Origin of the sequence: Chitinophaga arvensicola (assembly GCF_900110835.1) — a bacterium.
Lineage (GTDB): Bacteria > Bacteroidota > Bacteroidia > Chitinophagales > Chitinophagaceae > Chitinophaga > Chitinophaga arvensicola.
Genome location: NZ_FOJG01000002.1, coordinates 2,867,365 through 2,883,072 on the forward strand (window position 1 = coordinate 2,867,365; position 15,708 = coordinate 2,883,072).

Genomic DNA, 15,708 nt, shown 5'->3' on the forward strand with positions numbered 1-15,708 from the left:
TAAAATACAACCAATTTTTTATTAGTGCTGCTTTGTTTTATTCCAGAAAATAAAGGTACCTCTGTCGGTAGAGGTAATGATATCAATCGCGCCGTCTTTATTGAGATCGGTCACCAGGATATCGGATCCTGCACCGGAGCGGTTGTGTACCAGTTCCGGTACAAACTCCGCTCCTCCCGGAGCTTTGGGGTTGCGCACCGTTTTATACACATACACCACCGGCGCACCATAAGGATCGGGATCAAAATGATTATCGAGATGCGACCAGTAACGTTTACCCACTACAAAATCGGGAATACCATCGCCGTCTATATCTGCCACCGCAGTACCATGAATTTCAGAGATGGTAACATCACCGGCATTTTTTGTAGAGAAGTCATCGCTGATCATATGCATCACGAAAGAGATGTCACCCTTCGCATCTCTTTTCTGTTCAAACCAGGCCAGGCCAAAACCATGTGCATTAAGACTGGTCACTACATCATTCAAACCATCGCCGTTAATGTCGTACACGCCCATCACGGAGCCGCCGGCGCCGGTAGCACGATGACCGTAACGGCCCAGCACAGCGGAGTGGTAAGTCCAGGGAGAATCGGAACGTTGCGCCGGTTGTTCCCACCAGCCATAGGCATTCACAATATCCGTACGTCCGTCGCCGTTAATATCGCCTGCACCGAGGCCATGCCCCATGGAATAACCTTTCTCCGATACATTATGTGCAATCCAGGGTTTGGTAGGATCTGAAGGATCCGGTTTCGCATAGCGTACAAATCCATCGGCGCCGTACACCAGTTCTGGTTTTCCGTCACCGTCAATATCCTGGAACAGGGTCACTTCTGTTTGCACAGAAGTAATGACTTCGTATTTCTCCCAGCGACGGGAAGCGCCTTTGGGGTTGATGTAGATGGCAGCGCGCGGGGTACCGTTGAAGATATCCGGCCAGCCGTCGCCATTAAAATCGTAAGTGTACTGGCAGTTGATCTCCGTAAATTCTTTGGAAGGATTGTAAGTCAGCGCCGGGTTAATTTCGCGGGAAGTGGTATACTCCGGGCCATAGAAAACGTTCAGACCGGCGGCAATATCCGTATAGCCGTCGTGGTTAAAATCTGCTGCAGCGGCACTCCAGGAATAGTACATGTCGTTGATCCGCTGAATGCGGAAACGGTCGCTGGTCTTTTCTTCCGGCAGGTGGCGGATGGCAATATCTTTTACACTGATGTCTTTGTACTGCACAGTACCACTGCTTACATATAAACCTACAGGGCCATAGCCGTTCAGTTCTTCTGTAGCGCCACCCAGCTCGCGGCCGTCGTTGAGGAATGTGCGGATGATATCGGCATCCAGCATTACTTCGATCTGGTTCCATTCATTTACTCGCAGGGCTGTTTCCGGACGGGTGAGTGGTAAAGCCGGTCCGGCCGCTGGTGGACGACGGCCCGGCTGGTTATTATTATTCGACGATTCGGGTTTAGGGGGCAGTGCCAGGCGTACAATACTGCCGGCTGCTCTCAGCGGTGTGCGTTGTACTTCGGTACCATCGGCCTTCAGGGTGATCCGGTAGGCAGTGGTAGTATCATTTTTTATGGATACAAAGATGCCCTGTATGCCATTGTCTGTTTTTTCTGCACGGAATAAAAAGCCGGCTTCTGTGCCGGGTGCGGCTTTGAACAAGGCGTGAAAACCAACATCCTGGTAGGAGCTGTCCAGCAGCACCCAGCCGCTTTTGCCGGGTTTGGCAGTGGCGGTGATGTCGCCGTTGCGGCTTACCCAGCTGGCATTGCCCTGAGATGTCCAGCCTTTCATACCAGTGCCGGTAAAGCGGTAATCCGGCTCAAAGCTAAGGCCACGGGGCAGCGTTTGCGCGGACGACGCGGTGTATACTAAGAGCAATAACGTGGAAACAAAAGAAAAACGCATGAGCAACTATTAGCTGTGATTGATAAAAGTTAAATATTGGCAGACACGTGCTGAATCAGCCAGTCGCCTACTTTCGCATAGTCTATGTCCTGAAAATCCGGGCTCCACTGTTCTACCGAATACACACCTTTAAAACCCGCCTTCTCGGTCATACGCACACAGCGGTCGAAATCGTAGGAGATATGTTCCATATTGGCGTTGAAGTTCATGGCCTTGGCAGAGATCAGTCCTGCATAGGGCAGTATTTTCTCCAGCGATGCAAACATGGACGCCGTAGGATAATTCCCGAAATCGGGCAGGGTGTAAATGTTGCCCGGACCGGCTGCTTTCACGATCTGCAGGTGAGTATCGGGATTCATTTCAATGCCGAAATGATTTTCTGTGAGTAAGATCAGGTGTTTTCTTTTGGCATATTTGTTCACCTCTTTCATGGAGGCGATACTTTTTTCTACGGAACCATTGGCATGACCGGGGTTGATGCGCACACATTGCGACCCCAGCAGGGATACAGCGTCCATCCATTCCTTTACGTGCTGCAGGCTGCGTTGTCTTTCTGTTTCATCGGTGGCGGCCAGGTCATAGTTACTATCTACCTGTACATTCACCAACTGGCTGCGGCTCGCTTTGATCTTGCCTTTCAGTTGTTGTATGTAAGCGGTGTCGAGTGATTCGAAGTGGTTGCTCCAGAATTCAAGTTTAGACACCTGGAACCGGTCGCGGTAATATTGCGGTACTTCCAGTAAGGTCAGCTCCTCTTTGATAGCAGCCAGCTCTTTAGGTTTTGTTTGTTTAAAACGGTAGCGCATGAGCACTGTTCCCATGCCGATACGATCCATTTTATTACGGATCAGCGGCCGGGCGAAGGCGGGCAGCATCCACACGGATAGCAGCAGGCCGGATGATTGTAGGAGGAATGTTCTTCTCTGCATGGAATGATTATTTAATTTTTTCCGGCAGCGCGAACACCACGTAAGAGCGGGGTAATGCACCGGGTAATTTTGATCTGTCTATGCTTTCTTTTGTAAAAGGCGAGGTAGCGCTCACTACAATGAACTGCCGCCCGTTGGCTTCATACATCGCGGGCATACCATAGGTTTCCCAGGGCAGGTCGGCCGACCACAGCTCTTCTCCGTTCTCTGCATCAAAGGCGTATACCTTACCTCCTTTGGAAGTGGCAAACAGTAATCCGTTGGAAGTCACGATCATGCCTTTACGTTGGGAGCCGATAGGAATCCCTGTATTTTTTCCACCTTTGGCAGCAGCATTGGCATCCTGGCCAAGTGCACGACGCCATTTCACGGTACCGGTGTTCAGATCGTATGCCATGATAGATGACCATACCGGTTTCATCAGGTCCGGATATTCGAGACCGTAGTCGCTCACGTAGCGGGTAGCCGGTGTATCCACATCATGCGGATAAAAGCGCATCCCGCTTCCCCTTACAAAGGGAGCCGTTTCCGGAACGGGTACACCGCCCGAGGCCACCACATTGCCTGCCGGCATTACCGGCGCCTCTTTCTTTGCCGCCGCAAACCTGTTGCCTGCATTATCTCCCGCGAGATAACGGTACAATTCATTCACCGTTTTTTCATCTATATGCTGAAAACCGGGCATCTGGCCTTTGCCGGTAGCTACTACATTTTTAAAGTTATCAGGATCCACACGTTTGCCCAGATCGATTAGCGACGGACCGGCAGCACCTGCGCGGTTTTCCCCATGACAGGCCTGGCAGTATTGCTGATAGGCTTTCATGCCGCGATTGTTGGTAGCGCCGTTCACACGGGCTTCTTTATCTTCCATTTTTTCCAGTTTATACACGGAAGGATAATCCTGGCTGGAGATATAAACGATGCCTTTATCGGGATCGGCGGCGGTGTTACCAAGATTGGCTCCCCCAACTGCGCCGGGTATCACTACAATTTCATGTTGATCGGAAGGCGGTGTAAACAAACCGGTGCGGGCGGCAGCCAGGCGTTTCTGCCATTGGGCTGTTTGCTCCGCTGTGAAATACGGGTTCAGGTCGTCCGCAGCCACCGTATGCCTTGTAAAAGGCGCAAGTGCTGGCTGGAAGGGCTGTGTAGGCCATGCTTTTTCGCCGGGCATCTCACTGGGAGGTACTGGTCTTTCTTCAATTGGCCACAGCGGCTCCCCGGTCACGCGGTTGAAGGTAAACAGGAATCCGTGTTTGGTAGCCTGTGCCACGGCATCTATCTTTTTTCCGTTGTGTTTTACGGTAATCAGCTGCGGAGCGGCAGTCAGGTCGTAGTCCCACAGATCGTGGTGTACAAACTGGAAATGCCAGAGCCGTTTGCCGGTGCGGGCATCCAATGCCAGCAGGCAGTTGCCGTACAGGTTACTACCGGCACGGTCGGCCCCGTAGTAATCGTAAGTAGGCGATCCCAGCGGGAAATACGCGATGCCCCGTTTGGTATCGACGGATATTTCACCCCAGGTATTCACACCACCGGCATATTTCCAGGCGTCTTTAGGCCAGGTATCATAGCCGTATTCACCGGGTTGGGGAACGGTATGAAAAGTCCAGACCAGCTTTCCGGTGAGTACGTTATAGGCACGGAGGTAGCCGGGAGGGGAAAAGTAATTTTCTCCGGGAGAAGATCCCAGGATGATCAGGTCTTCAAAAACCCGCCCTGGTGTGGTGGATTGCACCCGACCAATGGTGGCAGGGTCGCGGTTCAGCCCTTCTTTGAGGGATACCACGCCGTTGTTCCCGAAACTCAGTATAGACTTGCCCGTAGCTGCATCGATGGCCTGAAGGTTGTTGTTCAATGAAAAAATGATGCGCCGGTCTTTCCGGTCTTTGCTTTCCCAGTAGTTCAGTCCCCGCCAGGTGATCCCTTTCAGGTTGGCGTGGATCCATAGCTCCTTCCCGGTGGCAGCATCCAGTGCTACCAGGGAATAGTTCTTAGCCACTACATACATCACATTATCCACCACGATGGGATTAAACAGGTACTCGGTACTGTCGCTGGTGGCGTAAGTCCAGGCAACAGACAACTGCGATACGTTGGCTTTGTTGATTTGTGTCAGCGATACATACTTCGATTGGTCCGGGCCTCCCCCGTATTCTTCCCAATTCCTGTCGGCCAGGGTTGTTGCGCCATTTTTTCCGGTGTCCCGGAGACTGGAATTGCAAGCCATATGTCCAAAAAGACACACACCTGCCAGCAACGTTCCTGAAAAATAAAATAACGACTGCGCCTTAAAGTTCCTCATTAGTTGATTCCTGCGCTTTTATAACCCTGTGATCCGAATGCTCTTTATATAACGTGAAATAGTTGGGTTATCTGAATGCTAGTGCAAGTAAAGCGCGAGGCGATAATAAATGATTAATAAAAGATTAATCCGGCGTTTTCAGGAAAAAAAAGGCAAAAAAAGTTCATTAATGGATTAATTAAAGCGCTAATGGTGGGTGCCTGGGTCCTCAGGAAATGGTTTGCTGGAAATCGGGCTGATATTCCTCTCCGTACAATTTCCGGTAATCCCTTACGAAATTTTCAAAGGCGGCACGGGCGAGTGAATGTTTTCCGAGTATAACCAGCGCCTTGCATTTCCATCTCATGACATCCTCATTCACGGGATCAAAGGCATACAGGTAATCGGCAATGCGCACCAGGTAAGCCGGATCTTCTTTAATATCGGTGGTGGTGGCAAATTGCAGGAAGCGGTCGGTAATATCATTGGAGATATCTGACTTAAAGGGATCGAGCCACTCATGTTCTTCGGTGGGAAGGAAGCTTCCCCGTTGGATGATACCCGCCATGTCTGTCATATCGGCGCGACCGGGCGCCGTTTGCCGCGCCCCGGCCAGGTAAGCCATATAATCGACATACAGTTGTTCCGTGGCTCTTATTTTCCAGTACCCGGTATCTTTTGAAATTTCACAACCGTCAATTTTATCAAGGATACTTTTGAGTTTGGCAATATTTACCGCCAGGTTGTTACGGGCGCTTTCGGGCGACTTATCAAACCAGAGCAGTTCTTTCAGTTTTTCTGCACTGATGCCCCGCTCCCATTTCACCGTATACAGCAAAATGATCAGGAATAATTCCTTAATAAGGGGGGTGAATAATTTGGTGACCTCTGTGCCGGTGGAATCAAACACCTGGAAATCGCCAAAAAGATAAATCGCGTTTTGCTGGCGTTGCTGACCGGTAAAAACGATCTCTGTGGCGGCGGTAAACTGGGCAGGAGTCGCTTGTGGCGCTCCGGTACTCCTGATCACATTCCTTTTCTGCAGGCGTGCTAACCCACTCACCAGCAATGTGAGCACGGTGATCAGGGCAATGGCCATCCACCAGGCCGGTTCTACACCTGCGGGATGGGGCAAGGGCATGGTTGCCGGGAACGGCGGATCATAGAGAGAATAAATATTGACGGTGGTACGACTATGATCATCCGGGCTATACAGGGTAACGGCGATGAACCGCTTGTCAGCCGGGCTGTGGAACAGGTCCGCATAGGCATCCACATCCTGGAATTCAAAGGGAATTTTATCTCCCACTGCCTGAAACTCCGGGCTGGTGAGCGATCCCCGGATCATTTGCAGGGCGCTGTTGAATTTGTTTTTGGGAAATATCAACCCGTAATAGGCCTGGTCTTCTTTCCGGATCACCAGTGAATTGGCGAATACAAATTCTTCCGAGTCCTTTCTCAGTTCATACAGCTTTTTAAAAGTATGGGTGGTGGCGTTGTAATACTGGAAGTCGTACAGGTTTTTCGGATTCAGTACCTGTTTGCCGGATGTATTGCCATAGCCGCCCATCATATACACACCATTGCTGTCGGCCCCCACAGCAGCAAGGTAGCGGGGGGTGATGTTACTGGCAGTGGAATCGCGCTGGCCGGTGTTCATAACGGGTACGCGGGTACTGAAAATATCATTTTTATAAATGAAGAAGCCGTAGCCATTAAACGTATACAATACACTATCGCCCTGGAGATATTTATTAAAGTGCCCGTAACCGGCGGCACGACCGGGGTTATCGAGGTACTTACTCCAGGAAAGGGAGTCGGTACGCAGACTTGCCAGGGAACTGAGGTCGCGGGAAAAGGTATAAATTTCTTTGGTGGAAGGATTATATACCGATTGATAAGCGCTGTACAAACGTTGTTTACCGTTCGTGTAAGCGGCGGGTATTATTTTATTGGAAGCTACCGGGTAACTGAACAGGGAGTCCTGTGTAATGAGATACAATATTCCTTTTTCCTTATTGAAAGCTACGCTGGCAGGGCCGTTTACAGAAAAGTGCTGGAGCGGCTGCCAGTTGCGGTGCATCTTTTTTATCCAGAGGGGGTTGAGTACTGTTCCTGGACGCCGGTCGCCCGTTTCTGCGGCGATGTTACCTTCTTCTTCGTTGAGGGGCCAGGTGTAGCGGAGCGCGCCATTTTCCTTCATCCGCACATTGCGGATCTTCATGGGTGGCACATCTGCATTGCGGAACGAGCGGTAGTCATTTGCGCCAAAGAATACTTTGTAGCACGATTTCTCCGGAAAACTCACCTTTTCAGTGGAAGATTCGTTGTCGCGTGTTACGGTGAGCAATCCTTCGGGATGATTAAATTTCAGGCAGATGGTGTGCCAATCGTCGGTTTTGCCCAGTCCGGGTACGCTGAAGGATATATGTGAATAACTATCACCCAGTACTACCCGGAAATGCTTATCTCCGAATTTGGGATCATAGTCGTAAAGGATATCGATGTTTTTTTCTTCATTCTGGATGATGCGGACCACATAACCGAAGTAATTTTTCTGCTGTGGCACAAAGGCAATGTCGAAGGATAATTCAAAGCTGCCGTCGAAGCAGATGGATTTACCGGTTCCCAGTTCCAGCCCTGTCCGTTTGTCCTGTATCACTTCATGACTGAAAAAGCCCAGCCCGTCTGTTTGACCGGAGGCGGTACTTGCACAGCATAGCAACAGGAAGATACATAGACAAAGATTGTGGAATTTTATCATTACCAGCTTTACTTAAAATAGATCCCTTTTAGGTGGCATTACGGGGTAAAATACGAAATTTCACCCCGTAACCCGTGTTTTACCGGGAAATCAAAAGTAACAGGAATAATATTTATTCCAAAACCGCTTAAAACATTTTAGGCGTTATTCTGCCCGCATACTTTTCACCGGGTCTGCCAGCGCGGCCTTGATTGCCTGGTAGCTGATGGTGCCTACGGCAATCAGCAAGGCAATAAAGCCGGATAGGGCAAATACCCACCAGCCAATACTGATCCGGTAGGCGAAGACCTCCAGCCACTTGTGCATGAAATACCAGGCTACCGGTGTGGCGATCACAAAGGAGATCAGCACCAGTTTAAGGAAATCTTTCGATAGCAGGTTCACAATATCCGCCACAGAAGCGCCCATCACTTTGCGGATACCAATTTCCCGGGTACGCTGGATGGCGCTGTAGGAAGCCAGTCCGAGTAAACCCAGGCAGGAAATCAGGATAGCCAGTACCGCGAAATTGAGGAAGAGTTTACCAAAGCGCTCTTCGGTACGGTATTGCCGGTCGAAGAATTCATCGAGGAAGAAATAATTAAACGGACGGTTGGGCATCAGGTTTTTCCACTTGCGCTTGATGGCGGCAATGGTACCGGACAAATCGCCCGGAGCCACCCGTACAGATACCATATCACAATCTCTTGGTTCCAGCCGCAATGTAAGCGGTTTGATATTTTCCTGCAGGGAGCGGAAATGAAAATCTTTTACCACGCCAATGATGGTTCCTTCGCGGCCCCATTGCCGGAAAGATCTGCCAATGGCTTCTGCCGGGGTGGCATAGCCAAACAGCTTTGACGCCGCCTCATTGATCACCATGGCATGGGTGGAGTCGGCACCGAAGTCCCGTGAAAAACCGCGTCCGGCAAGTACTTTCACTTTATACTGCTGCAGGAAGTCGTAATCCACATCATACAGATCCAGGTTAGCCACCTGCATATCGCCCTGTTTATTCTGTATTTCTGAATAGGCACCATTTGTATTGCCACCGGGAATGCCCGAAGACATCGTCACATCACTTACTTTGGGAATATCTGTCAATCCTGCTTTAAAGGCTTCCCGCGCAGGATCGCCATGGGTATCTATGACCAGCATCTGGTCTTTCGCAAAGCCCAGGTCTTTGCTGTGGATATAGTGCATCTGCAGGTATACCACGATGGTACCTGTGATCAGCGCAATGGAAATCGCAAATTGCGTCACCACCAGTCCTTTGCGGAGAAAGATCCCTTTGGTGCCTGTAGCAAAACGGCCTTTCAATACCGTTACCGGTTTAAAGGAAGACAGCACCAGCGCAGGATAGATCCCTGCTACCAGCCCTATCACAATGGCTCCTGCGAGCAAGGCCCCAATATACCAGCTATTGGCCAGCAGACCAGTACTGATGGTTTTACCCGCCAGCAGGTTAAACGTAGGCAGCAAGGCTACAAATAATATTACGGTTAACACAAACGCCACTAAACACAGCAGCACACATTCGCCGATAAACTGCCGGATCAGTTCCTGTTTGGTAGCCCCTACTACCTTCCGGATACCTATCTCCTTGGCACGTTCTACCGACCTGGCGGTAGTAAGATTAATAAAGTTGATGCAGGCGATAAATAGAATAAAGATGGCAATAATGGAAAAAATATACACATTCGTGATGCTTCCTTTCTCAAAAGCAGGTCTGTCGGAATGCAGGTAGATCTGTTCCAGCGGGTGCAGCAGAATAGTAAAAAACATCTTGCGCTTTCTTCTTTCATCTCCATTATGACGCTCTACAAAATCAGGAAATTTGGCTTGCAGGGCAGCTGCATCGGTATTAGGTTTCAGCAGCAGGAAGGTCATGGCGCCAAAATTCCCCCATTGTTCATCCAACCCTTTGTTCATTTTTATAAGTGAAGACATGGATACCAGCATATCCGCCTTCATCTGGGAATTCTCGGGCATGTCTTCCATGACACCGGTCACGGTAGCGGGGGTTAAATCACCGGTCAGCAAAACGGTTTCCCCTACCGGGTTCTTGTCTGCGAAATATTTCTTTGCGGCCGTGCGACTCAGCACAATACTATTGACGTCTTTCAATACGGTGGCGGGGTCGCCATGAACCAGTTTAAAATCAAATACCCGGAACATCGATGAATCTGCAAACAGCGTACGTTCTTCCTGGAAACTGATATTACCTTTTTTCACCAGCAGGTTGCCACCACTGAAACGGGTAAACGCTTCCACTTCCGGAAAATCACGTTGCATATTCGGTCCAAACGGCCAGGGAGTACTACCACCTTTAATGGTTTCGCTGGGCGTTATCACATCACAACTCACCTGGTAAATACGATTTCCTTTGCTATGAAATTTATCATAGCTCATTTCAAAATGAACATACAGGAAGATAAAAAAACAGGCAGTGAGGCCAATGGTGAGGCCCATGACATTGATAAAGGAAAAAACTTTATTTCTCCAGAGATTGCGCCAGGCAATTTTGAGATAATTCTTGAACATAGGGGTGATTTTATGCGTACGCAACCCGTGGTGCCGCGAAGGCGATGCCAGTGGTGGAGAGGTTTGAAACCAGGGAGAATTAAATGCAGGAAATTTATTATTTGTCCGGAAGTAATACAGGGGGTGTCCGGAAATGGACGGGGTATAGGGAGAGGATTTTACCGGAGGTGTAAGTCTTTAGGAAGACCCGATTTTTCGAGGGAAACTTTTGCGGCCGCAGCTTTCTTTACGAAGTACTGTTCGTTGCCGAAGTCTTTCATATTATGGCAGACCTTAATATTCGAAGTCAGGTCGCTTATTTTTATTACTTCTTTTTTTGAAGGCATAATTGACAGATGTTTGGTGAATGAAATTACGACTATTTAGTGGGTCAACATATCACTATGTTGCGGGTTAACAATCTGCTACAAATCTAACACGCCGTTTCCCCTCATCCCCCAAATCCATGTTAATAAGAAACGATTAACACTTGCCTCCAAAAAACAAGAATCCGTCAACCTAATAGACCATCACAACGCGCCACCACAGCCCCTTTCAAAGTATTTCCGCATTGCGTAAATCGTTTTCCCGATTGAGTAGATAAGTTGAGGTATTCCACACGCACCTTTGTGCCGCAAAATTGCGACAGTATATGAAACAAATCAGCCTTTTTCTACTCTTACTTATACTCCCCTTCACCTTTACCTATGCCGGACTACCGGAAGAAGGAACCAACAACACCATCCAGGGCGTCATCACCACATCAGACGGCAGCCCGGCCACCAATGTCACCGTTATGCTCAAAGGCATCTCCAAAGGGATGATCACCAACCAGAGCGGCGAATTTCTCTTTAGAAACGTTCCGGATGGCACTTATCAACTGGAGGTTTCTATGATCGGTTTTGAATCTATTCACCGCACCGTTACCGTTGGAAATGGTAAAAGTGTAGTGCTGCAGATAGAACTGAAAACCTCTTCCCGCAACCTGGAAGAAATAGTAATCGCCACAGGCGGTAACCGCTTCGCCAAGAAAGAAAGCGAAGACGTGTCCAAACTACCGCTCCGAAACCTGGAGAATCCCCAGGTGTACAGCGTGGTAGGTAAAGAACTGATGAAAGAACAGCTGGTCACCGATTACAACAGCGCCTTTAAAAACATACCGGGAGCAGGTATTCCCATTGTATACAACCAGGGCAGAAGCTCCGCTACTTCCAGGGGCTTTACTACCGCCAACCTGGTACGCAACGGCGTGGGCAGCTTTGTATATACCAGTGTAGATCCCGCTAACCTGGAAAGAATTGAAGTGATCAAAGGCCCTTCTGCTACCTTGTTCGGCAGCACGTTATCATCCTTTGGCGGACTGTTTAACCGCGTGACGAAGAAGCCTTTTGAAAATTTCAAGGGAGAAGTATCTTATTCTGGTGGTAGCTGGGATCTGAACCGACTCACCCTGGATATCAACACACCGGTAAATGAAGAGAAAACAGCACTGTTCCGCATCAATGGTGCCATTCACAGTGAACGCAGTTTCCAGGATGCCGGCTTCAGCAAAAATTACCTGCTGGCCCCCAGCTTCTCCTATAAAGTAAACGACAGGCTCACGATTTTACTCGATGCGGAAATGAGCGGCTATAAAGCCACTTCTCCGATGAGAATGAATCCTTACACCAAAGGAAAAGCACACAGCATCACAGAAATGGATCTTCCCTATAAGTTATCGTTTGCCAACAACTCCATGTTCTACAACAGTCAGCAGTTGAACGTTTTCGGGCAGATCAAATATAAACTTTCCGGAAAATGGACTTCTCAGACGGTCTTTTCCCGCACCCGCTCTACCTCCGATGGATTTACCACGCAAGTGAATGTAGTGAGCGACAGTACCCTGCGGCAGGCTGTTACCTCGCAAACCTATCCTTACTACGGTACCGATATACAACAGAACTTCATCGGTGATTTCCACATCGGGAATCTGCGTAACCGCCTGGTAGTAGGAGTAGATTTCTATAGCCTCCGCGCTTCCCGTAATGATACCATCGTGAATATGCCGGCGATGAATTACCGGAAACCGGGAGATGCCTATAACAATTTCAACAGGGATAACGTAACACCGATGTTTGCCAAACTGAAGTTCCTCACATTCGACAGCAACCGGGAAAATACCTACAGCGCTTACTTCTCTGATGTGATCAATGTAACAGACAAATTACTCGTAATGGCCAGTCTCCGGTTGGATAATTATCATAACCTCGGCGCTTACTATGCCAGCAAAGATTCTACCGTTGGTAACTATACACAAACCGCCCTCTCTCCGAAATTCGGTATCGTATACCAGCTGATAAAAGATCGCCTCTCTGTTTTTGGTAACTACATGAACGGCTTCCAGAATCAATCCGGTACCGATTATGACGGCAATACATTTAAACCTCAGCAGGCCAACCAGGTGGAAGGTGGTATCAAAGCAGATCTGTTTAATGAAAAGCTGAATGTAACATTGAGCTATTACGATATCTCTGTAACCAATTCCCTGTACGATGATCCTGCTCACGGCGGCTTCTCCTTACAGAATGGTACACAGCTCAGTAAAGGGTTTGAAGCAGAAGTGATTGCCAACCCCGTACCGGGATTGAATATCGTAGCCGGATACACCTACAACGAAAGTAAAATGGATAAGGCAGATGCGAAATTGCAGGGTTTACGTCCTGCGTCTGCAGGCCCCGCCACACTGGCCAATCTATGGGTAAGCTACCGGCTCGTGCAGGGCAGTGCAAAAGGCCTCGGATTTGCTTTTGGAGGTAACTATGGCAGCCAGTCTTTCCAGACCAATACCAACACCTTTGCCTTTACCATTCCGTCTTATACTGTGCTGGACGCTTCTGTTTTTTACGACAGACCGGTATACCGACTGGGCTTAAAAGTAGATAACCTCACAAACGAAAAGTACTGGTCTGCACGACTGGCCGCACAGCCGCCTACCCGGATCACTGCTAACATGACGATTAAATTCTGATAACCTGCAACAGTAAAAAGGGCCGTCTCAAACAATGAGACGGCCCTTTACAATTTATAAACCAGCTATTATCCTTTCTTTTTCAGATCTACGGTAATCGTTTTACCCCATTGAACCGGAGTAGCAGGTGTACCGGGAACACTGTTCCAGTAGCACTCACGCAGGGTTAACTGCATCGTTGCGGGATCCAGTGCGGCAAACAGGTAAGTGAGTTTTGTTTCATCCGCTGCAGATACCAGGCCTTTCATCGGCGAATCAGCGCTGGCAGCAGCCAGGGATACGTCGTTATCCGGACCGGTCCAGGTATAGAACTTACTTTCGTGTACGTGTCCGTGCAGGTACAGGCGGATATTGGTATGCTGCTTCAGGAAAGCGGCAAATGCACGCTGTTCAATTACACCGGCTACCGAGGCAGAGGTACCATCCTTGAAATGTTCATCCAGTACGTTATCAAATTTATCCGTGTTGTTGATACCATGATCACCGTTTGGATTGGTAAAGTGATTGGATACTACTGCAGGCTGATCATGCGCTACGATCACTACCGGTGTTTCCGTTTTCACATTCTGCAGATCTTTGTTCAGCCAGATTCTCACTGCGGAATCAGGCCACATCTGGATAAAGCAGAAGTGTACACCTGCGATATCGCGGGAGTAATTGATACGGTCGCCGTTGTAGCTGTAGCTGATCGGTGTTCTCAGCAGCGATGGCTTCAGCATCAGGTTATAGATCTCCGCCATAGAGCTGGCATCTGTTAATGGCTGCATTTTAGCATAGTAACCGATGGTATTGGATACATCATGGTTACCGGGTACCATCAGGAAACCGGCAGGTTGGTTCTGCTGGTTCTTCAGGGTAAGACTGGTCAGGTAATCAGCTTTGAACTGTGTCCAGGATACAGCGGCAGTTTGCACGTTTGCACTCACTTCCATACGGTTGGCAATATCACCGGCTTCTATTACATAATCCACTGAACCGATCTTTTTACCGGCATTCACACCACCATCGGATGGCAGGGTTAAAGCAGGGAGGGTATTCATACTCGCTACCATCGCAGCATTTACCGTATGTGCATCTACGTTGGCGCCACCACGGAAAGCGGGACGGGTAATACCGTAGTGCGCATCGGAGGTAAATACAAACTGGATGGTGGAAGGGGTTTCTTCCTTTACGGGATCGTCATTCTTCTTACATCCGGAGATGGCGGCAACTGCCAGCAATGGAAGAAAGTAGGCTACTTTCATTTTCATATACAGGATTAAATTTTACTTTCTTTTATAAAATGATAACGCCACTTTTTCAGTGGGATAATCTTTCACTTCTGAATCGGTGATATAGCCACTACCATCGGCAGCAAAACAAACACCTTCTCCCTGGCGTTCGTTACGGGCATAAGGCGCATCTTGTGGTTTGCGTAACATAGCGGCGGCAATGGTTTCACCGGCATTTCTTTTCCAGTACCAGATCTGCCCGGTGTTGCGTACAATGATTTCACTGCCGTCGCCGGAAATATCACCGGCGGTGAGCAGGTCGAAAGGAAGTTTGTCCAGCGCCACCAGGGTGGTGACTTTACTGGTTGATTGCGGATAACGTGCTACATACAAGGTGCTTCTGGCCTGCTCCTTGGTAGCAATATAAAGATCCCTGGTCAGCGGATCCAGCAGCAACGACTCTGCATTCACCGCTCCTTTGGGATATACCAGTTCTATTTTGTCTACAGCCGTAATATGGATCACGGTGGCGGCATTGGCAGCAGATAAATCCGGTTCCGGGAAACGGTAAATAAACACGCTGGGATTGGCCGCTTTGTTATCGCCTATTTCTGCCACATAGATATAGTTCTTTCCATTCTCCGGGCCCGGACCGGTAGCAATATCTTCCCAGTCGCGGTTACCAATACCATCCAGTACCAGCTTGCCCATATCCTGGCCTTTTGTATCGGTCACATATACTTCATTGTAATTGCCACTGTCTTCATGCACATATAACAGTCCCGCATACACGCGGCTGGGTGCAACACCGGATAACTCCCGGTAATCCTGCTTCTGCGTAGGTGTGACCACCGGTGTCTCGTTAAACAGGGTGCATCTATCCAGCAGCGACAGGTCATAGCCCGCTGTTTTCACGGTATCCACCACTACGATGGTGGTGTCTGCAGGTGGCGGCGTAACGGGGCTTCCATTGTCCTTACCACAGGCAATCGTAAACGCCGCAAAGCCCGAAAATAACAGGCAACTATACACGCTCTTCATCATCAGAAAAAAATTAAAATGAAAAAGGACGCACAAAGACGTCCTTTTCCGGT

The 15,708-nt window shown here is 49.0% G+C and carries 9 protein-coding genes; 1 reads left to right on the top strand and 8 read right to left on the bottom strand.

Features of this window, described 5'->3' with window-relative positions:
- Window positions 1-21: 21 nt before the first annotated feature.
- From BMW79_RS28670 to BMW79_RS34015, 6 genes are all read right to left on the bottom strand, one after another.
- Entirely contained in the window at window positions 22-1,917 is a 1,896-nt protein-coding gene (locus BMW79_RS28670) for an FG-GAP-like repeat-containing protein (RefSeq protein ID WP_089901463.1), read from the bottom strand.
- 29 nt (window positions 1,918-1,946) lie between these two features.
- Window positions 1,947-2,846: a sugar phosphate isomerase/epimerase family protein gene (locus BMW79_RS28675; RefSeq protein ID WP_089901466.1), complete on the bottom strand. Its 900-nt coding sequence runs from the start codon at window positions 2,844-2,846 to the stop codon at window positions 1,947-1,949.
- A gap of 7 nt (window positions 2,847-2,853) precedes the next feature.
- A complete protein-coding gene (locus BMW79_RS28680) occupies window positions 2,854-5,151 on the bottom strand; it encodes an outer membrane protein assembly factor BamB family protein (RefSeq protein WP_089901469.1) in 2,298 nt (765 codons plus the stop codon).
- Window positions 5,152-5,359: 208 nt separating this feature from the next.
- Window positions 5,360-7,894, bottom strand: a complete 2,535-nt coding sequence (locus BMW79_RS28685; protein WP_143059294.1) for a galactose oxidase — start codon at window positions 7,892-7,894, stop codon at window positions 5,360-5,362.
- A gap of 144 nt (window positions 7,895-8,038) precedes the next feature.
- Window positions 8,039-10,417, bottom strand: a complete 2,379-nt coding sequence (locus BMW79_RS28690; protein ID WP_089901475.1) for an ABC transporter permease — start codon at window positions 10,415-10,417, stop codon at window positions 8,039-8,041.
- 158 nt (window positions 10,418-10,575) lie between these two features.
- Entirely contained in the window at window positions 10,576-10,743 is a 168-nt protein-coding gene (locus BMW79_RS34015) for a hypothetical protein (protein ID WP_177192377.1), read from the bottom strand.
- A gap of 305 nt (window positions 10,744-11,048) precedes the next feature.
- On the opposite strand from BMW79_RS34015, the gene BMW79_RS28695 reads away from it, so the two are divergent.
- The gene (locus BMW79_RS28695; protein WP_089901479.1) at window positions 11,049-13,403 is read left to right on the top strand and encodes a TonB-dependent receptor; all 2,355 of its coding nucleotides are present in this window, start codon (window positions 11,049-11,051) and stop codon (window positions 13,401-13,403) included.
- A 68-nt stretch (window positions 13,404-13,471) separates the two neighbouring features.
- Here BMW79_RS28695 and BMW79_RS28700 read toward each other — a convergent pair whose 3' ends face one another.
- Both BMW79_RS28700 and BMW79_RS28705 read right to left on the bottom strand, forming a co-directional pair.
- A complete protein-coding gene (locus BMW79_RS28700) occupies window positions 13,472-14,653 on the bottom strand; it encodes a metallophosphoesterase family protein (RefSeq protein WP_089901482.1) in 1,182 nt (393 codons plus the stop codon).
- Between the two features lie 15 nt (window positions 14,654-14,668).
- Entirely contained in the window at window positions 14,669-15,658 is a 990-nt protein-coding gene (locus tag BMW79_RS28705) for a hypothetical protein (RefSeq protein WP_089901486.1), read from the bottom strand.
- Window positions 15,659-15,708 lie beyond the last annotated feature (50 nt).